Annotated in this window: 17 protein-coding genes; 9 read left to right on the top strand and 8 right to left on the bottom strand. The window is 67.0% G+C overall.

The window, feature by feature from the left end:
* Nucleotides 1-6 precede the first annotated feature (6 nt).
* Genes VNF71_07545 through VNF71_07535 form a run of 3 tightly spaced genes read left to right on the top strand, consistent with a single transcriptional unit; the run spans nucleotide 7 to nucleotide 5,611 of the window.
* Nucleotides 7-1,692 (top strand): hypothetical protein, encoded by a 1,686-nt coding sequence (locus tag VNF71_07545; GenBank protein ID HVA74405.1) that lies wholly within the window; start codon nucleotides 7-9, stop codon nucleotides 1,690-1,692.
* A complete protein-coding gene (locus VNF71_07540) occupies nucleotides 1,689-3,914 on the top strand; it encodes an ABC transporter permease (GenBank protein HVA74404.1) in 2,226 nt (741 codons plus the stop codon). The genes VNF71_07545 and VNF71_07540 overlap by 4 nt, the downstream gene beginning before the upstream one ends.
* Nucleotides 3,911-5,611, top strand: coding sequence for an ATP-binding cassette domain-containing protein (locus VNF71_07535; GenBank protein ID HVA74403.1), 1,701 nt, complete (start codon nucleotides 3,911-3,913; stop codon nucleotides 5,609-5,611). Before VNF71_07540 ends, VNF71_07535 begins: the two co-directional genes overlap by 4 nt.
* A gap of 23 nt (nucleotides 5,612-5,634) precedes the next feature.
* Here the strand turns inward: VNF71_07535 and VNF71_07530 are convergent, their stop codons facing one another.
* From VNF71_07530 to VNF71_07520, 3 genes are all read right to left on the bottom strand, one after another.
* On the bottom strand, nucleotides 5,635-7,101 hold the full coding sequence (locus VNF71_07530) for an MDR family MFS transporter (protein ID HVA74402.1): 1,467 nt from the start codon (nucleotides 7,099-7,101) through the stop codon (nucleotides 5,635-5,637).
* 67 nt (nucleotides 7,102-7,168) lie between these two features.
* A complete protein-coding gene (locus VNF71_07525) occupies nucleotides 7,169-8,269 on the bottom strand; it encodes a hypothetical protein (protein ID HVA74401.1) in 1,101 nt (366 codons plus the stop codon).
* Nucleotides 8,270-8,286: 17 nt separating this feature from the next.
* Entirely contained in the window at nucleotides 8,287-8,466 is a 180-nt protein-coding gene (locus VNF71_07520; GenBank protein HVA74400.1) for a hypothetical protein, read from the bottom strand.
* Between the two features lie 84 nt (nucleotides 8,467-8,550).
* On the opposite strand from VNF71_07520, the gene VNF71_07515 reads away from it, so the two are divergent.
* Nucleotides 8,551-9,249 carry an EthD domain-containing protein gene (locus tag VNF71_07515; protein HVA74399.1) on the top strand — a complete coding sequence of 233 codons (699 nt, stop codon included), beginning with the start codon at nucleotides 8,551-8,553 and terminating at the stop codon, nucleotides 9,247-9,249.
* Between the two features lie 19 nt (nucleotides 9,250-9,268).
* On the opposite strand, the gene VNF71_07510 is transcribed toward VNF71_07515, so the two are convergent.
* The gene (locus tag VNF71_07510) at nucleotides 9,269-10,732 is read right to left on the bottom strand and encodes an FAD-dependent oxidoreductase (protein ID HVA74398.1); all 1,464 of its coding nucleotides are present in this window, start codon (nucleotides 10,730-10,732) and stop codon (nucleotides 9,269-9,271) included.
* Between the two features lie 105 nt (nucleotides 10,733-10,837).
* Between VNF71_07510 and VNF71_07505 the strand changes: the two genes are divergently transcribed.
* Entirely contained in the window at nucleotides 10,838-11,629 is a 792-nt protein-coding gene (locus VNF71_07505; protein HVA74397.1) for a glucose 1-dehydrogenase, read from the top strand.
* On the top strand, nucleotides 11,626-12,099 hold the full coding sequence (locus tag VNF71_07500) for a flavin reductase family protein (GenBank protein ID HVA74396.1): 474 nt from the start codon (nucleotides 11,626-11,628) through the stop codon (nucleotides 12,097-12,099). Before VNF71_07505 ends, VNF71_07500 begins: the two co-directional genes overlap by 4 nt.
* Here the strand turns inward: VNF71_07500 and VNF71_07495 are convergent.
* Together VNF71_07495 and VNF71_07490 are read right to left on the bottom strand one after the other, a co-directional pair.
* Nucleotides 12,089-12,571, bottom strand: coding sequence for a nuclear transport factor 2 family protein (locus VNF71_07495; protein ID HVA74395.1), 483 nt, complete (start codon nucleotides 12,569-12,571; stop codon nucleotides 12,089-12,091). The two genes, VNF71_07500 and VNF71_07495, sit on opposite strands and share 11 nt — an antisense overlap.
* Nucleotides 12,571-13,734, bottom strand: coding sequence for a hypothetical protein (locus VNF71_07490; protein ID HVA74394.1), 1,164 nt, complete (start codon nucleotides 13,732-13,734; stop codon nucleotides 12,571-12,573). Before VNF71_07490 ends, VNF71_07495 begins: the two co-directional genes overlap by 1 nt.
* 173 nt (nucleotides 13,735-13,907) lie before the next feature.
* Between VNF71_07490 and VNF71_07485 the strand changes: the two genes are divergently transcribed.
* On the top strand, nucleotides 13,908-14,753 hold the full coding sequence (locus VNF71_07485; GenBank protein ID HVA74393.1) for an alpha/beta fold hydrolase: 846 nt from the start codon (nucleotides 13,908-13,910) through the stop codon (nucleotides 14,751-14,753).
* 16 nt (nucleotides 14,754-14,769) lie between these two features.
* On the opposite strand, the gene VNF71_07480 is transcribed toward VNF71_07485, so the two are convergent.
* Together VNF71_07480 and VNF71_07475 are read right to left on the bottom strand one after the other, a co-directional pair.
* Nucleotides 14,770-15,669: an IclR family transcriptional regulator gene (locus VNF71_07480; protein HVA74392.1), complete on the bottom strand. Its 900-nt coding sequence runs from the start codon at nucleotides 15,667-15,669 to the stop codon at nucleotides 14,770-14,772.
* Nucleotides 15,670-15,705: 36 nt separating this feature from the next.
* The gene (locus VNF71_07475; protein HVA74391.1) at nucleotides 15,706-16,596 is read right to left on the bottom strand and encodes a TIGR03619 family F420-dependent LLM class oxidoreductase; all 891 of its coding nucleotides are present in this window, start codon (nucleotides 16,594-16,596) and stop codon (nucleotides 15,706-15,708) included.
* Between the two features lie 114 nt (nucleotides 16,597-16,710).
* On the opposite strand from VNF71_07475, the gene VNF71_07470 reads away from it, so the two are divergent.
* Nucleotides 16,711-17,493: a 2-keto-4-pentenoate hydratase gene (locus VNF71_07470; protein ID HVA74390.1), complete on the top strand. Its 783-nt coding sequence runs from the start codon at nucleotides 16,711-16,713 to the stop codon at nucleotides 17,491-17,493.
* Nucleotides 17,494-17,509: 16 nt separating this feature from the next.
* Nucleotides 17,510-18,412 (top strand): acetaldehyde dehydrogenase (acetylating), encoded by a 903-nt coding sequence (locus VNF71_07465; GenBank protein ID HVA74389.1) that lies wholly within the window; start codon nucleotides 17,510-17,512, stop codon nucleotides 18,410-18,412.
* Nucleotides 18,413-18,414 lie beyond the last annotated feature (2 nt).

Below are 18,414 nucleotides of genomic sequence, written 5' to 3'. Positions count from 1 at the left end.
CAACTCATGGCAGTTTCCCCCAATGGGACCGCGCCCGGTGTTCGAAACCGGTTGATGCGTGGCTACGGCCCGGCAGCTGCATTAGCGGCGCTTGTCGTGATCGTCGCCCTCCTGGTGCCCTCGAGGATCCCGAAGACGACCAACGTCGTCTCGGCGGGCACTGGCACCCAGGCCGGCGCAGTGCAGTCCGGATCGAGCGGCCCAGCTGTCACCACGGGTGGCACGGCGGGCTCGGCTGGGTCAGCCGGCAGTGCTGGATCGGCCGCCTCGGCCGGGGCCACCAAGTCGGCCAGCGGCACGGTGGCAGCGTGCAACGGCCAGTCCCTGCAGGTGCCGGGTGACCCGTACTCGCCGCCGTGCGAGACGTTCTCGGGCAGCAACGGCGGCGCCACCTGGCAGGGGGTCACTGCGAACACCATCGACGTATCGGTGCGCCTAACGACGGACCAGAGCTTCCAGAACACCCTCGCCCAACTCGCCGGAGCCCAGCTGCGTGACAGCAATGCCGACAACCAGCGCACCCTGACGGCGCTGGCGAACTACTTCAACACCCACTTCCAGTTCTACGGCCGCAAGATCGTCCTCCACTTCTTCACCGGCCAGGGATCGCTCTCCAACGAGCTGCAAGGGTACGGCGAGGCGGCCGCCGAGGCGGATGCCGAGACGGCGAGGGGCATGCACGTCTTCGCCGACCTGACCGCCGAATCCGAGCCGTACGCGACCGCGCTCTGGAAGCAGGGCGGCCAGGGAGCCATCCTGGGCTTCGGCGATCCCTACATGCCGAACTTCTGGCACACTCAGCACGCCCCATACGACTGGTCCATCGCGACCGACGGCACCAAGGTGGCCACTGCCGCCGCCAACTATGCCGTGGCCAAGCTCTGCTCACCCAACGGCGGGACACAACCACCCGCTGTCTACGCGGGCGCGGGTCTGAACACGAAGCCCCGCGTGTTTGGAGGCATCGCCCCGGAGAACGAGCTCTACAAGGTCTCGGCCGACGTGTTCAAGCAAATAATGGGTGCCCACGGGTGCACGCCGAAGCAGTACTACTACCCGCTCGACCTCGGTCGTGAGTCGCAATATGCGGACAACCTCGTCGCTCAGATGAAATCCGACGGCGTCACCACTATCATCTGCGGCTGCGATCCCATCTTCCCGGTGTACCTATCCGGTGCCGCCGCTCAGCAGGGTTGGTTCCCGGAGTTCATCGATATCGGTACGGCCCTCACCGACCAGGACTACGTGGGCCAGCTGTACAACCCGAAGTTCATGGCACACGCCTTCGGCATCAGCCCGAACGCGCCGAGCATCCCGTACACGCAGACGATCGGCTACGCGGCCTACAAGACCCAGCGCAGCGACGAACCGTCGTTCTTCGTGAACCTCATCTACCTGCAGATGGACATGCTGGCTATCGGGATCCAGTTGGCCGGCCCGAATCTCACACCGACGTCTTTCCAGGCGGGAATGTTCAAGTTCACCCCGCGGGTGGGCCCGGCCGGTCTTTGGGGATGGAACCCGCAGCAGTACACAACGCCCAACGACGTGCGTGAGATCTGCTGGAGCAACACGACCATCTCCCCTTACAACAGCAAGCAGGGGGCGTTCGTGAACTACACGAACAATGCCCGCTGGGACCTGAACAACATCCCCGCGGGTAAGCCCGCCTGCCCGATCCCGCAGTCATGAGTGCCGCTGCCATCGCCCTGCGACGCTGGCGGGGTCTATCGGGCCGGGCGCGGGTCGCCTCGGTGATCGCAGCGGTGGTTGTCGCCTATTTCGTCGCTCTCCTCACCACCGGACCGCACGGGTACGTCCACCAGAAATCCCCCATCGGGATCATCCTTCTTGGCCTTGTGTATGGCTCTGTCAATGCCCTGGGCGCTATGGGCCTCATCCTTGTGTACCGTGCCAACCGGTTCATCAACTTCGCACACGGCGCAATGGGGAGCATCATCGGCGTCCTCGCGATCGGCCTGGTGAAGGTTCACGGGCTCAACTACTGGATCGCGCTGCCCGTCGCGGTCATCGCCGGCGGTGCACTCGGCGCGCTGATCGAGGTGTCGACAATCCGGCGGTTTGCGAACGCTCCCCGTCTGATCCTGCTCGTCGCCAGCATCGGCCTCGCCCAGGTGCTCGGCGGGCTCGAGTTGCTCGGGTCCAAGCAGGAGGGGTTCACATCATTAACCGGCGCATTCACGCCACCATTCAGTGTGGCAGTGCACGTCGACGTCTATACGTTCCACAGCGCCGAGATTCTCGCGGTCGCCGTCGTGCCAGCCGTGCTCGCCTTCCTCGGCTGGTTCCTCTTACGGACAGACGCCGGCATAGCCATCAGGGCGGCAGCCGAGAACAGCGACCGCGCCCTACTGCTGGGTGTCCCAGTCCGGCGGCTCGCCACGATCGTGTGGACCCTCGCCGGAGCTCTCGCGGTCCTCACTTACATGCTGTCCGCGCCCTTCGAGGGGGTCAAGCCCGGGGTTGCTTCGAACGGCCCCACCGTCCTGGTGCCCATGCTCGCAGTGGCGATCGTCGCGCGCATGGAGTCGATGCCCACCGCCTTTGGGGCCGGCATCGCCCTAGGAATTATGGACTCTCTCGTTCGATGGAACACGACTGGAAGTCCTGCCCTGGTGTGGCCCATCTATTTGGGGGTCATAATCGTCGCCCTTCTCGCCCAGTCGGGGAAGTTGTCGAGAGCCCAGGAATCCGGCACGTCCTCGTGGTCCGCCGTAAGCGTGCTGAAGCCCATACCGGACGAGTTGAAGAAGCTCCCCGAGGTGATCTGGTTCCGCCGGGCGCTCCTCGCTGCGGTGATCGCAGCGTTCATCGTCATCCCACACACATGGGGATCGAGCAACCAGCTTTTGGCCGGATTCGCGATCGTCTGGGCAATGGTCGGCGTGTCGCTGGTGGTGCTGACCGGTTGGGGCGGCCAGATAAGTCTCGGACAGTTCGGCATAGCCGGTGTGGCGGGTGTCGTTGGCGGCAACATGGTCGCCCACTGGAACGCGGACTTCTTCTTCGTGATCCTCGCGGCGGGTGCCGTCGGCGCGCTGGTAGCGTTGCTCGTCGGGCTTCCTGCTCTAAGGATCAAGGGACTGTTCCTGGCCGTGACGACGCTTGCGGTCGCGGTCGCACTCGACCAGTACTTCCTCAACCAGTCGACTCTCCCCCAGTTGATCCCTCTCCAGGGAGTCCGGCGTCCACTGCTGCTGCAGCGATTCAACCTGGACAACAACTACGAGCTCTACCTCACCTGCCTCGCATTCCTGGCTCTGACCATCCTCGCCACCATGGGCATGCGAAAAGCAAGAGCGGGTCGTGTGCTCATAGGCGTGCGTGACAACGAGCGGGCGGCTGCATCGGTATCGGTGCCGACCACCAACGTGAAGCTGGCGGGGTTCGCGGTGGCCGGCGTGATCGCGGGCGTGGCCGGCGCACTCGACGTCTACCTCCTTCAGGCGCTCAACCCGGGCAGTTTCGCACCCGTGGACAGCATGACCGTCTTCGGGTACTCGGTGATCGGCGGTCTCGGTTCGGTTACGGGCGTGCTCCTCGGGGTGCTCATCTTCAAGTACCTGGAGTCGATCACGGCGTTCGGACAGTTCCACCTCGCGGTCAGCGGCGCGGCATTGCTGTGGGTCCTTCAGGTCATCCCGGGTGGTTTCGGCCAGGTGGTATATGACGTGAGGGACCGCTTGCTGAGGGTCGTCGCCAGCCGGCGGGGGATCCTCGTGCCGAGCCTCGTCGCCGACAAGCGTGCTGCCGACGGAGGCGGCCGCCAGGACGACCTTCTCACGGCCATCGCCTCGGGTCAGGCCGCGACATCCAACGGCCACGGGAACGGCAATGGTTCCGCCCATTCCGTCAAGGCGGCGGAGACAGCTCCCCTGGAGGTGAAGTCTTGACGCCCCGCCGATCGACTCCCAACCAGGACGTCGTCGACGTGACGACCGAGATCGAACCGATCACGGACCCTCTGCTGGCATGCCGCGGCATCGACATGGCCTACGGCCCCGTCCAGATTCTCTTCGGGGTCGACTTCGACGTGTGGCCTGACGAGATCGTCGCCCTCCTCGGCACCAACGGTGCCGGTAAGTCGACGTTGTTGAAGGGCATCTGCGGTCTGGTGCGGCCCAAGGCCGGCAAGGTGACGTTCAAGGACGAGGACATCACGAAGCTGTCAGCGGACGTCACCGCAAAGCGTGGGATCTCGCTGATGCCCGGCGGCAAGGGAGTCTTCCCGACGTTGACGGTGGCCGAGAACCTGCGGATGGCTGCGTGGCTCATACGCGACGACCAAGAGCGGATCGAGATCGCACGCGACGAGGTGCTGGACCTGTTCCCGGTCCTGGCACAGCGCCACAACCAGATGGCCGGGAACCTGTCCGGGGGAGAGCAGCAGATGCTCGCGCTCGGTTCCGCGCTGATGACCCAGCCCGAGCTACTCATGATCGACGAGCTGTCCCTTGGCCTGGCGCCGACCATCGTCGGCCAGCTCCTCGAGGTCGTGAAGGAGGTGCACAGCCGCGGGACCACGATCGTGATCGTCGAGCAGTCCATCAACGTGGCGCTCAACCTCGCCAAGCGCGCGGTGTTCATGGAGAAGGGTGAAGTCCGTTTCGAGGGGCCCGCTGCAGAGCTACTCGAGCGACCCGACATCCTGCGGTCCGTGTTCATCGCCGGTGCCGGCGCCCAGGACGCGGCCGAGTCCGCGCTCGACGTCGAAGGGCAGAAGAAGCCCGCGAGGACCCGCTCCACCAAGAGCCGGGCGAAGGCAGAGGCGCCGCGCGTCCCGCCCGATGCGAAAGTGGTGCTTCAGTGCCGCGACCTGGTGAAACGCTTCGGTGGCATCACCGCGGTGGACCACGTCGACCTGGATGTCCGCCAGGGGGAGATCGTCGGTCTGATCGGCCACAACGGGGCCGGCAAGACCACCCTCATGGACTGCGTCTCGGGATTCCTGGAGGCCGACGGCGGGCGGATCATCCTCCGCGGCGTCGACGTCACCGACTGGCCCCCGCACCAACGCGCAAGGGGCGCGATGGGGAGATCGTTCCAGGACGCGCTGCTCTTCCCGTCCTTGACGGTCGCGGAGACGATCGCGGTGGCATGCGAGCGGCACCTCGCCAGCCGTGACATGTTCGCGGCGGCCCTGCAGCTTCCCGCGTCCTACGAGTCCGAACTGGCGATGTCCTACGTGGTCGAGGAGATGATCGACCTGATGGGCCTGGGTGCCTACCGGCAGAAGCTCACGGGAGAGCTCTCGACCGGAACCCGCCGCATCGTGGACCTGGCGTGCATCGTGGCCCAGGATCCGAAGGTGCTGCTACTGGACGAGCCGTCCGGAGGTGTGGCGCAGAAGGAGACCGAGGCTCTCGGGCCCCTGCTTCGGCGCATCCGGGAACGCACCGGCTGCTCGATCCTCATCATCGAGCACGACATGCCGCTGCTCAGCGGCCTCTGCGACCGGCTGATCGCCCTGGAGCTCGGCTCTGTCATAGCCGAGGGGACCCCTACCGAGGTCCTCAACCACCCTGCTGTCATCGCCTCCTATCTCGGCACGGACGAGAAGGCGATCGCCCGCTCGGGCTCGCTCGCCTAAAGAGCCTCTTTAGACCGTCAGGCTCACGCGGTCGCCGGCGCGGCCGCCGTCTGCTGCCCCCCGGCCGTCGCGCGTGCGCTGCCACGGCGGACCATGGTGTGCGCTGCGTCGGAGTCGTTGACCGTCAGAGCGGCTACCGCTGCGAGGACCGCAACGCCGGCCGCCACCATGAACGCCGTGTGATACGAGGAGAGGTTGGGCAGGACCCGGTGCGAGACGATGCGAACCGGACCGACCGCCGCGATGACACTGCTCAGCATCGCCACACCGACGGCGCCGCCGAGCTGGCGTTGGGCGTTGAAGACCGTGGACGCCCTCCCGGTGTCCGCAGCCGAGATCGTCGCGAAGCCTGCCGCCTGTGCCGGCACGAAGACGTGAGACATCCCGTACCCGCTCACGAAGAGCAGGAGTCGCATCCACCAGAGGTTGGTGTCGCTGCCGATCAGCGTCATGAGCCCGAGAGTCACGGCGAGGATGAGAAGGCCGCCGATCATGACGCGACGTGGGCCGAGCACGGGGTAGAGCAGGCGTGTCACCACCTGCGCGCCGAGCATCACGCCCAACGCCTCGGGAAACGTGCTCAGACCCGACTGGAGGGCGGACAGACCGAGCCCGTCCTGGAAGAACAGTGCGACGAGGAACAGGAGCCCCAGGAAAGCGGCCGACCCGAGCGCCAGCACCACGCAGGAGCTGCGAAACAGCCGGTCTTTGAACAACCTGATGTCGATCATCGGTTGCGGCGTGCGCAGCTCTATCAACACGAGTACGACCAGCAGGAGCGCCCCCGCGCAGATGGTGCCGAGGATCATCGGGTCGGCCCAGCCGCGGAACGGCCCCTCCGACACCCCGTACATGGCCAGACCGAGGCCCGCTGCGGAAAGCACGAACCCGGCGACATCGAAGGCCCCGGCCGCGTGCTCGCGCCGTTCCTCCAGGAAGTAGAACCCGAACATGAACGCGGCTATGCCGATCGGAAGGTTCACGTAGAACACCCAACGCCACGAGACCTCGGTGACGAACAGGCCACCGAGGACCGGGCCGAGCGCGGGGGCCATCGCCGTCGGCACGACCAGGATGCTCGACGCCCGCACCCGCTCCGCCGGCGGGAAGGTGCGGTAGAGGAGGGCCATCCCGACCGGCACCATGAGGCCGCCACCGACTCCTTGCAGGATCCGGAACACGACCAGTTCGGGCAGGCTTGTCGCGGCGCCGCACAGCGCCGATGCAGCCGTAAAGATGACGACCGAGGTGAGCATCACCTTCTTGCTGCCGAAACGGTCGCCGAGCCACCCGGATGCGGGGATGAACACCGCGAGGCTGACCAGGTATCCGATCGCCACGGTGTCGACCGAGTCCGGCCGGACGTGGAATTCGCGGCCCAGGGTCGGAAGGGCGACGTTGACGATCGTGGCATCCATGATGTTCATGAACATCGCCGCGACGAACACGACGCTGACCGCGATCTTCTGGTTCATCGGGCGGGCGAACACGTTCCGTCGAGGCTACCGAAGGGGCCCCGAGAAGCGGCGGGGGTTTAAGGAGGTACTGCGACCCTCTTTACGCGACGCTCGCCCAGTCCTTGAACCCCGTCGGGTCGTGCCTTCCGATCGAAGCGTGCTCGAACAGGCCCCAACCCTCCTGGCCCTCGCACATCGCTCGTGCCGCGTGGTCGACGACCCCGAACGGGACACGCGCCGCAACCGTCGGGTCAGCGAGGTCGTAGACGGCGGAGTCGATCCAGTTCCGACCACGCCACTGGCCGTGCGACCATTCGGGGTCGCCTCCGTAACCTGCGCCTACGTGCAGAGCGACCGATGTGAGTGTTTCTACTTCGACGTCGATCGAGCGGCGATCCGGCGTACGCATCCGGAGCGTGGCCCGCTCCGGATGGCGCGAACCGGGGCGGTACGTGATGTCGACCTCTGGCCACCCGAGCTGCTCGTGGCGACCGTCGGCCCACATCCGGCTGGCGGCGTTGAGAGTTCGCGTGCCGTCGGGGTCCTCCTGCATGATGACGATCAGGGCGAAGTCCTCGAACCGCACCGGTACGTACAGCCACCAGAAGCCCTCACGGGCGTCGTCGGCCGAGCGCCCCGGGGGTTCGGATTCTCCCACCGGCCGGATTCCCCAGGAGCGGTCACGGCTGCCCAGCCAAACGTCCGGGATCACCGCGTGGTCGGTGCCACCGGCGTGCAGCGTCCCGGACCAGGTGCCGACCTGCGCGAAGCGGCAACCCTCGACGATGACCCTGCTTCCCGAGTGCAGGAGGTGGCGCGGCTCGTCGACGCACGCGAAGGACCCGTCCCACGTCAGATCGAAAGCCACGCCCCGCTCAGGTGTGTCGCACACCAGCCGCACCTTCGAGAGCGGTTCGAGCACTTCCACGCGGTAGGGACCGACCGCCGCGTTCAGTCCGCGCTCGCCCAGGGCGTCGGACATCCTGACCGTCCACTGCTTCTCGGCCGCGCGGACCGTCGCGTAGGCGTCGGTCACGCCGAGGTTGGGGTACACGCCGAGACCGGTCACGAGGAACACGTCGCTCGTGCGGTTGGTCGCGTTGAAGTAGCAGCGGTCGTAGAAGTTGCGGTCGCTGCTGCCCACCTCCCGCATCGACAGCGGAAGCTGGTGGATCGGGTATTCGTCGAGGGGCGAAGGCAAGCGGGGCTCCTCGCGTCCTAACGTTCGGGTAGGAGCGAGTAGCTGGGGAAATTGCCGTACAGCTGCTCGTCGGCGCCTTCGAGAAGTGCGAGCAGATCGCGGTGCTCGGTCATCGAGTCGACCGCCTCGGGGGCGACGGAGACGCACCGGCCGTAGGTCTCCCACCACGACGTGCCGGGCTTGAGCATCAGTGCCATGCGGTGACGTTAGTGGGTCGTGCTGTCAGGCCTCCCCGCCCGGCGCCTACGGTGTGTCGCCATGGAGATGGCCGCGTAGTCGCCATGGAAAAAGTAGTGGTACTGCTGGCCGGCGACGGGACCGTCGGGTGGCCCGACTTGCTGGATGACCTGGCAGGGGCTTCCTCGGGACAGCTGCGCCATCGCGGCGCGTCGTGCATCCAGGTGAACGTTCTCGACGAGTCGCTCGGGCCTCCGCACGGGATACCGCCGGCGGCGGGTTCGTTGCAGGTGGGCGCGATGGTTTCGTACTGGGTCTCCGCCGCCGGCGAGCACGGCATACACGCGGACATCCTGCCTCCGCTCGAGGAGGGAAGGTGGTACGGGTACCTAGTGGCCGAGGCACTTCAACTCACTGGCCCGCCGGCACCCGGCGACGGGAGCAGGAGCACCGGGTTCACGCAGATCGTCCCGCTGAGCGTGCCCGCCGGCCTCAGCTGGGCGGAGTGGCGCAGGCGGTGGCAGGCCGGCCACACCGCGGTCGCGATGGAGACCCAGTCGAGCTTCCGCTACGTGCAGAACGTCGTCGTGAGGCCGCTCGACGAGGGCGCGCCGGCGTTCGCCGCGGTAGTGGAGGAGTCGTTTCCTTTGGCGGCCGCGTCGGACACGGCCGTGTTCTATGACGCTGACGGCGACCCGGAATGCCTTGCCGAGAACACCCGGCGGATGATGGAGAGCTGCGCCAACTTCATAGACGCGCCTGTGCCCATCGCGTGGACGGCGGAGTACCGGCTGCCGGACTAGAGAGGTTCAGCGAACCTCTCTAAACGCGTGCGGCCGCGGCCCGCCCTGCGCGACGGCCGAAGAACGTGCCGTCCCCCAACGAGGTGCCGCTGGAGTATCCCCACGACGGTATGCCCGACGTCGCGCGGCCCGCCGCGAAGAGCCCCGGGATCGGGTCTCCACCGGGACCGACCACCTCGCCGCGCACTGTCGTGACGAGCCCGCCGAGGGTGAACACGCTGTAGGGGAGGCCGGTGAGCTTGATGGCGCCGAACGGAGCCTTGAGCGGCCTCAGGAACTCCGCTCGCTTGTGGAACAGGAGGTCCTCGCCGCGCTCGGCGTGCTTGTTGTACAGCTCTACCGTCGCCTGCAGGGAACCTTCCGGCAGCTCCATCTCCTTCTCGAGCTCGGCGACCGTCTCGCACACCCACGTCGGTCGTGCTCCCCAACGTTCGGCCTCGGGAACCGACTCGAAGATCTCCTCGTCGAGCACGAGCGAGCACATCGCCTGCTGGTGGAAGATCGCGGCCTGCCCCACCCGACCGCAGTACGTGTCCTCGTTGATGAACCGCTGGCCGAACCGGTTGACGAGCATGGACGGGTACACCAGGGGCGGGTTGCTCGGCAGCGCCGTCTGTGCAGCGTCCATGTGCGCGATCGCAGCTCCGAGACCCTGGCCGAGGCGAATGGACGTGCCATCGTCGCCATCGGTTCCGAGCACCGCCTGATCGGCGATCAAAGGCGCGTGGAGAGCCGTCATGTCGCGGTTCGCAACGAAACCACCGCTGGCGAGGACGACCCCGCGGTTGGCGCGGATCGCCTTATCCTCGCCGAAGCTCCGGGCGATCACACCTACGACCTCGCCGGCTGCGCCGACCACGAGCTGGGTGACCTTCGAGTCGGGCATCACCTTTGCGCCGGACTTCTCAGCGGTCGCTGTCAGGTGGTGCATGAGCATCCAGCCGCCCGACTTCTCCATCAGTCGCTTGTTCTGGATCTGCGGCACGTGCCCGCGCGGCGCCGGCTTCGCGATCTCGTTGAACGGCCAGGCGTTCTCACCTCCGGTGTACACCAGGCCATCGTCTGTCGGCGGCTCCCAACACGGCGTCGCGTAGAAGCTCGCCTTGAACGGCACCCCGCATGCGACCAACCAGTCGAAGTGTTCGACGCTACCCTCGCAGTAGACGGAGATCTTCTCCTCGTTGGGGCCGGGTCCGGTCGCCGCCATCAGGTAGGCGAACATCGCCTCGGGTGTGTCGTCGAAGCCGCACGCCTTCTGGATGGGAGTTCCGCCGCCGAGGTAGATCTCGCCGCCGGCCATCGAGCTCGCCCCGCCGCCGGCTCCGGCTCTCTCGAGGACGAGGACCGAGGAGTCCCGCTCGCGGGCGGCGATCGCGGCCGACGCGCCGGCACAGCCGTAACCGACGACCACCACGTCGGCCTCGGCGTCCCAGCCGGACACCTCCCTCTCGGGCAGCGGCGCTATGGGAGTGGCTTCTGACACGGCGCTCACCGTAGACCGGCGCCGCCGCCGGCGTGTCCGGGCATGTCCCGTTCGGCGGAACGTCCCAGGAGCACGACCGTGGAGGGGCGCCTACGCTCGGCGACCATGCTCACCGATCGTCTCCGGCTCGACGGCCGGGCCGCCATAGTGACCGGCGCGAGCCGCGGGATTGGTGCCGCCACCGCACTCGCTCTCGCCGAGTCGGGCGCTGACCTGGTCGTCTCCGCCAGGAACGCGGGCGACCTGTCCGAGCTCGCCGGCAAGGTTGGGTCGTCCACGGGCCGGCGCGTGCTCGCCGTGCCGGCCGATCTCAGCGACCTCGGCTCCCTGCCGCCTCTGGTCGAAGCCGCCAAATCGGAATTCGGCCGCCTCGACGTCGTCGTCAACAACGTCGGCGGGACGATGCCGCGGCCTTTTCTCGACACGAGCCCCCGCTACCTCGAGGCGGCGTTCCATTTCAACGTGACCGTCGCGTACGAGCTCACCCGCCTCGCGACGCCGGTCATGCTCTCCGGCGACGGAGGTTCGGTCGTGAACGTGGCCTCGGCGATCGGAAGGCTCGTCGACCGCGGCTACGTCGCGTACGGGACGGCCAAGGCGGCCTTGATCCACATGACCCGGCTGGTAGCCGCGGACCTGGCCCCGCGCATCCGCGTCAACGTGGTCGCACCCGGCGCCATCGAGACCGACGCCCTCGCTACCGTGCTCTCCGAGGAGATGCGCCAGACGATGATCTCCATGACGCCGGCGAGGCGTCTCGGCCACGTCGACGACATCGCCGGCGCCATTGTCTACCTCGCGTCGGACGCCGGCTCCTACCTCACCGGCAAGGTGCTGGAGGTGGACGGGGGGATGACCGCCCCGAACCTGCCGCTGGGCCTCCCAGACCTGACGTGACCCTCGACGCCGGGCGCTTCCGGACGGTCCTTGGTCACTTCGCCAGCGGCGTCGTGGTCGTGACAGGGATGCATGACGACGGGCCGGCGGGATTCACCTGCCAGTCGTTCTTCAGCCTGTCGCTGGACCCGCCGCTGGTAGCTCTCGCTCCGGGCAAGTCGTCCACCAGCTGGCCGAAGGCGTCGCTTACGGGCAACCTGTGCATCAACGTGCTGTCGTCATCGCAGGAAGCAGTGGCGCGCACGTTCGCGGATTCAAGTGCCGACAAGTTCGCCGGTCTCGGGTGGTCGCCTGCAGGTCATGGCGCGCCGCGTCTGGAGGGCGTTCTCGCGTGGATCGACTGCAAGGTCGAGACGGTCCACGAGGCCGGCGATCATTGGCTCGTCATCGCGCGCGTGACCGAGCTGGAGGCGTGCGAGGGCGAGCCCCTCCTCTTTTACCGAGGTGGTTTCGGGACCTTCAGGGTGTGACGCCTTCCGCCCACCAGTCGTCGGTGAGGGTGATCCCGTCGCGTTGGAGGCTCTCCTCGTAGAGCCGGCGGTAGCCGGTCCGGCGGATCCGCCACTCCCCGTCGAGCTTGACCAGCTCGTCCTCGTAGTAGGCGGCCCCGCGGATCATGAGGTTGGACGCCGCGAAGATGACCACGTCGTCCAGCGCCCAGCGAGCGGTTGCGGTGTCCGGGCCGGTCAATTCGATCTCGGGGTGGTGAACCCGGTGCGCGCTGAGCATCTCCCTCGGCGGCATCGAGGCACGGAGGAACCCGATGATCGCTTCGCGCCCGTCAAAACTGAGTTTCCCCGCGCTGTAGCGGGCGCAAGCGTCCTCAGTGAACGTTGTCGCGAGAAGATCCCAGTCCCTCAGGTCGACTGCCCGGATGTAGCGGTACTTGACCGCCTTGATTGCCTCGATCTCGACGAGGTCCTCGGGTGTGAGCGCCGCCATCAGATCATCACGTCGGTCGGGGGGAAGCCCATCGCCGTCATGCCGAAGCTGTGGTGCGAGCGGTCCACCGAGTTGACGGTGTGATGCCGTCCGGCGTGTGCGTCGCGCCACAGCCTCTGGATCGGGTTGGACAGGTTGATGGTCCCGGCGCCGCTGCGGTCGAAGATCTCGTCGATCGCAGCGATGGCACGCGCGGTGCCTTGGACCTGGTCGCGCCGAGCCCTACTGCGCACCTCGACCGTGATCGTCTCACCTTTCACAGCGGCCTCGTACATGTCGCCGATGTTGCGCAGCAGCTGGGTGCGGCACGCGTCCACCTCGGAGGCCGCGCGCCCGAGGGCCGCGACGGTGTAGGGATCTTCCGACGCTTTGCCCCAGCTCTTGCTCACACGGGCCTTGGTGTACTCCAGGTTCTCCGCGAGGATCCCTTCGGCCATGCCGATGATGGCACCCGTGATCGCGTTGGAGAACATCGTCCCGAACGGCAGCCGATACAAAGGCGAGGCGTTCACCTCCAGGCCGGGGCTCTCCCAGGAGAACATCTTGACCAGGTCGATGGTCCGGTGGGAGGGCACGAATAGGTCCTCGACGACGATGTCGTTGCTGCCGGTGCCGCAGAGGCCCATGGTGTGCCAGACATCCTCGATGCGGTAGTCGCTCCGCGGGATGAGCACGTTCCACATCTCGGGGGTCGCCCCCTCGCCGCGGTCGAGGATCACCCCGAGAATGACCCACTGGCAGTGGTCGCAACCCGAGGAGAAGCTCCACCTCCCGTTGAGCACGTAACCGCCGTCGGTCGGTGTCATCCGCCCACCCGGCATGTACGACGAGCTGACCCACGTGTCGGGATCGTCGTCCCATACCTCGTGCTGGACCTCGTCGGGGAAGAGAGCGATCTGCCACGGGTGCACCCCCACGACCCCGCAAACCCAACCGGTCGACCCGCACGACGCTGCAACGGTGAGCAACGAGTCGTAGAACAGCCGGGGATCCGCCTCGTAACCACCGAAACGCTTCGGCTGCAGGAGCCTGACGATCCCGGTCTCCTTGAGCTCCTTCACGGACTCGTCGGGCAAGCGGCGCGACTCCTCTGCTGCCGCGGCACGCTCACGCAGAGCCGGTGTGAGCTCTCGTATGCGCTCCAGTACGTCGACTTCGCTCACGTCGCCTTGCTCCTCTCGACCAAGCGTCCACGGGTCGGGCTTCCGCCGGACTGGTTGCCCATTCCGACGATAAGAGTGTGTCGCCTCGCCGGTAAGCGTGCCACGTGCCCATTCCGATGGCCGGGACATCGGCCCTCCCGGTGCAACGCCCGCCCTTTGTAGGCTTCGGCACCGTGAGCGCTGCCACGTTGGACTTCGAAGCCACCAGCCGCTACCTCGAGGGCGACTACCGGATCCACTACCACGAGGCCGGATCCGGGCCGGCGCTGATTCTCCTCCATGGCTCAGGGCCGGGCGTGAGTGGTTGGTCGAACTTCAGGGGGAACTTCCCGGTGTTCGCCGAGCAGTTCCGAACGGTCGTGATGGACATGCCCGGCTTCGGCAGGAGCGAACGCCCGGACTTCGACAGGGCCTATCCCAAGATCGCCGCGGAGGCGACAGCCCGCCTCATGGGCGGGCTGGGTATCGACAAGGCGCACCTGCTCGGCAATTCCATGGGCGGCTACGTGGCACTCGAGTTCGCGCTCGCGCACCCCGACAAGGTGGACCGACTGGTCCTCATGGGACCCGGCGGCCTGGCCGTCAACGTGCTCGGGCCCGAGCAGAGCGAAGGCGCCCGCCGGCTCGGGGAGTTCATGGTGGCCCCGTCGAAGAAGGCCATGGAAGCCTGGGTGGACACCATGGTCGCCAACAAGGCCGTCGTCGACGACGCGTTAATCGAGGAGCGCCTGGCCAACGCTCAAGCTCCTGGCGCGCTCGAGTCGGCCATGGCGATATTCGCGTCCCTGGGCCAGCACCCCGACCCGGTGCCGATGTACGCACGGCTGAAGGGAATCAAGGCGCCCACCCTCGTGACGTGGGGCCGGGACGACCGGATGCTGCCGGTGGAGGGAGCGCTGATGGGCTTCCGGCAGCTGCCCAACGCGGAGCTGCACATCTTCTCCCGTTGCGGGCACTGGGCTCAGGTGGAGCGCAAGGACGAGTTCGAGCGGATTGTCACCGAGTTCCTGACCCGGTAGAGGCCACGGCCCCGGTTCACAACCATTCGCCGGCGACCTGCTCCAACCAGTCGCGCCATTGCCCGACATCCCAAGGGTTGCGCGAATCCTCGGCCGACGTGCTCCCCGGGTCGGTGTTGCGCCTGCCGAACAGCTGGTTCCAGATGTCCGCGGCGCAGCGGCGTACCAGCGGGACCATCCGGCTCACGTCCATCTTGTGCACCGGACCGCTCACCGATACTGCCGCGATCGCCCTTCCCGATCCCCTGATCGGTGCGGCGACGCAGCGCGTGCCGGGGATGTTCTCCTCGGTTTCGAGGGCCCAGTGCGCGGTCCGTACCGTGCCAAGCTCCTGGCGGAACAGCTCCGGGACGACGATCGTGCGCCCGGTCCGGCGTTCGAGTCCTTTGCTGATGACCTCGTCGACCACCTTGTCCGTCGAGAAGGCCAGGAGCACCTTGCCGGCTGCCGTGCAGTGCGCCGGCATCCTGCCGCCGACCCGGGTCGGCAACGAGGGGGCCCCGTGCCCCCAGAGCTTCTCCAATATGACGACCTCTCCGCCCTCCAGGATGCTGAGGTGCACCGAGTGGTGGGTCGCCGCCTGGAGGTCCTGGAGGTAGGGGAGGGCCCGTTCCCTCATGTTGGCCCTGGTGTGGACCAGGCCGCCGACCTCGAAGAAGCGGATTCCGAGGCGGTATCCCGTGGTCGTCCTCTCCAGCCAGCGGAGGTCGACCAGCTGGTCGGCCATGCGGTGGACGGTCGACTTCGGGAGCCCGGTGCGCTCCGTCATCTGGCTGAGAGTCAGCGTCGGCGAGCGGGCGTCGAACGCATCGATGATCGCTGAAATACGCTCCGCTACGGATTCGCGGTGGGTGCGCTCGTCCTCGTGCGCTTCAGCCTTCGTCGTGCGACCTTCGCCCCCCACATCCAGCGCCACGGCACAAGCGTACCGCTGGGTGGGAGGGCGATGACCTCAGGTTTCGGCGATGTCAGCCACCGGCGCTATCACCTTCTCGGCGTAGCGGTTGAGGGCATCCACCTTCTGCTGCAACGTCTCGGTGTCAGCCTCGCGGCCGTAGGGGTTGAACGAACTGAACCCGCCGACCGCGTGCGTGACCCCGAGGTCGGCGAGGCGCCTGACGCCGTCGGCAGTGAAGGCGTCCATAGAGATCGCATGCACGGAAAAAGGTAGGTGGTCGCGCTCGTAACGTTTGCGGAGCTCCCTAAGGCTGGACATGGCAATCGCCAGCTCGTCCGTCGACATGCCGGCGGGAAGCCAACCGTCGCCCAGACGCGCCGCACGTTCGAGACTGCGCTGCGAGTGCCCCCCGATGAGGATGGGCACCCGGGCACCGGGGTTGAGGCGGATGGAGCGGAAGTCGTAGAACTCCCCGCGGTGCTCGACGTACTCGCCGCTGGACAGGGCGGCGACGATCTCGATGCACTCCTCGAACCGGCGGCCCCGACCCTCCCATGGGACGCCGCAGACCTCGTAGTCGTCAGGCCAGGGGCTGATCCCGACACCGAGATCGAATCGTCCTCCGGTGATCGCCGCCAGCGACGTGACCTCCTTGGCGAATATCACCGGGTTGCGTATCGGCAGCTTCAGCACCGCGGTGTGGAAGCGGATCTTCGTGGTCACGGCCCCCATGGCCGCAGCGCAGATGAGCGGTTCGATGAAGGCCTTGTTCTCGAGGAACTCACGGGAGCCGTCGGGTGTGTACGGGTAGGTCGAGTCGGATTCGCGGGGGTAGCAGATGCTGTCGGCGAGCCCGATGCTGTGGAAGCCGGCCTCCTCGGCGGCCTGCGCCAGGGGCGCGTAGTACGACGGGTCGATCATCGAGTACATCGTCGTGAACCGCATGGTCCGGCACAGTAGGCCCGCCCGCGCCGTGCCTACCGATGGTCACGTCTCGCTGGCCGGAACAGGCCGTTGGTGGGGTGCATGCGGATGGGCCATCCTGGGACGGTGCCCGGGATGACCCCTGACCAGCGAGAACAGGCCGCGGAGGCCCTCTGGAACGCCGAGCGCGAACGGGAGCCAATCGGGCCGCTGACCCTCGATCACCCGGGCATGGACGTGGTCGACGCATACGAGATCCAGCTGATCAACATCCGCAAGCGGCTCGCGGAGGGACGCCTGATCAGGGGACACAAGGTCGGGCTCTCCTCGAAGGCCATGCAGGAGATGATGGGCGTCGACGAGCCGGACTACGGGCACCTGCTCGACGACATGTTCGTCTTCGAGGACGACGAGGTCGACACCGCGTCGCTCTGCTACCCCAGGGTCGAGGTCGAGGTCGGGTTCATCCTCGGTTCGTCTCTCCCGGCTCCGGGATGCAACGCGGCGGATGTGTTGCGCGCCACGGAGTACATAGTCCCGGCCATCGAGATCATCGACTCGCGGATACGGGATTGGAAGATCTCGCTGTGTGACACGATCGCCGACAACGCATCGTCGTGCAGGGTCGTGCTCGGTGCCCGTGCCACCCGCATCGATCAGGTCGACCTCAGGACCGTCGGCGCGACGCTGCGCCGCAATGGCACCGTCATCGCGACCGGCAGCAGCGGGGCTGTGCTCGGCAACCCGGTCACGGCAGTGGCGTGGCTCGCCAACAAGGTTCACGCCTTCGGCGTGCGCCTCGAGGCCGGGCACGTCGTGCTGCCCGGCTCGTGCACCCGCGCGTACGACGTGGCCACTGGGGACAACATTCGTGCCGACTTCGACACGCTCGGCGGGGTGTCGATCAACTTCAAATGAGAGACGGAGGCGAACTATGGCGAAGGTGACGGCGGCGATCGTCGGTTCGGGAAACATCGGTACCGACCTGCTGTACAAACTGCTTCGCTCGGACTGGATCGAGCCCCGCTACATGGTCGGGGTGGACCCCGAGTCACGGGGTCTGGCGGACGCCCGCCACCTGGGCCTCGAGGCATCTCACGAAGGCGTCGACTGGCTCCTCGGCCAGCCGGAACTTCCGCAGATCGTGTTCGAGGCGACCTCCGCCTACGTGCACCGCGCCAACGCCACCCGCTACCACGACGCGGGGATCCGGGCGATCGATCTCACGCCGGCGGCCATCGGTCCGTTCGTGATACCGCCGGTGAACCTGGTCGAGCACATCAACGAGGCGAACATCAACATGGTCACCTGCGGCGGGCAGGCCACCATCCCGATGGTCCACGCGGTGTCGCGGGTCGTCGACGTCGACTACGCCGAGATCGTCGCCACGGTGTCGTCGGTGTCGGCGGGACCGGGAACGCGTCAGAACATCGACGAGTTCACCCGCACGACCTCACGTGCCGTCGAGGTCCTCGGCGGGGCGGCGCGCGGAAAGGCGATCATCGTCCTCAACCCGGCAGATCCGCCGATCATGATGCGCGACACGATCTTCTGCTCGCTGCCGGCGGCCGCGGACCACGACAAGGTCGACCGCTCGGTGCGCCAGATGGTCGAATCGGTACAGGCTTACGTGCCCGGCTACAGGATGCGAAGCGACCCGCAGTTCGACGAGGTCCCCGACGGGAAAGGCGGAACCACCGGCCGGGTGGCGATCTTCGTGGAGGTGGAAGGCGCCGGCGACTTCCTGCCGCCATACGCGGGGAACCTGGACATCATGACGGCCGCTGCGGCGAAGGTCGGCGACGAGATCGCCCGCCACATCTCATCGGGAGAATAGAG

It is taken from the genome of Acidimicrobiales bacterium (assembly GCA_035533095.1).
GTDB lineage: Bacteria > Actinomycetota > Acidimicrobiia > Acidimicrobiales > Palsa-688 > DATLUM01.
Note: the sequence above shows the minus strand (reverse complement) of the source record. Positions and strands in the feature narration are given on the sequence as shown.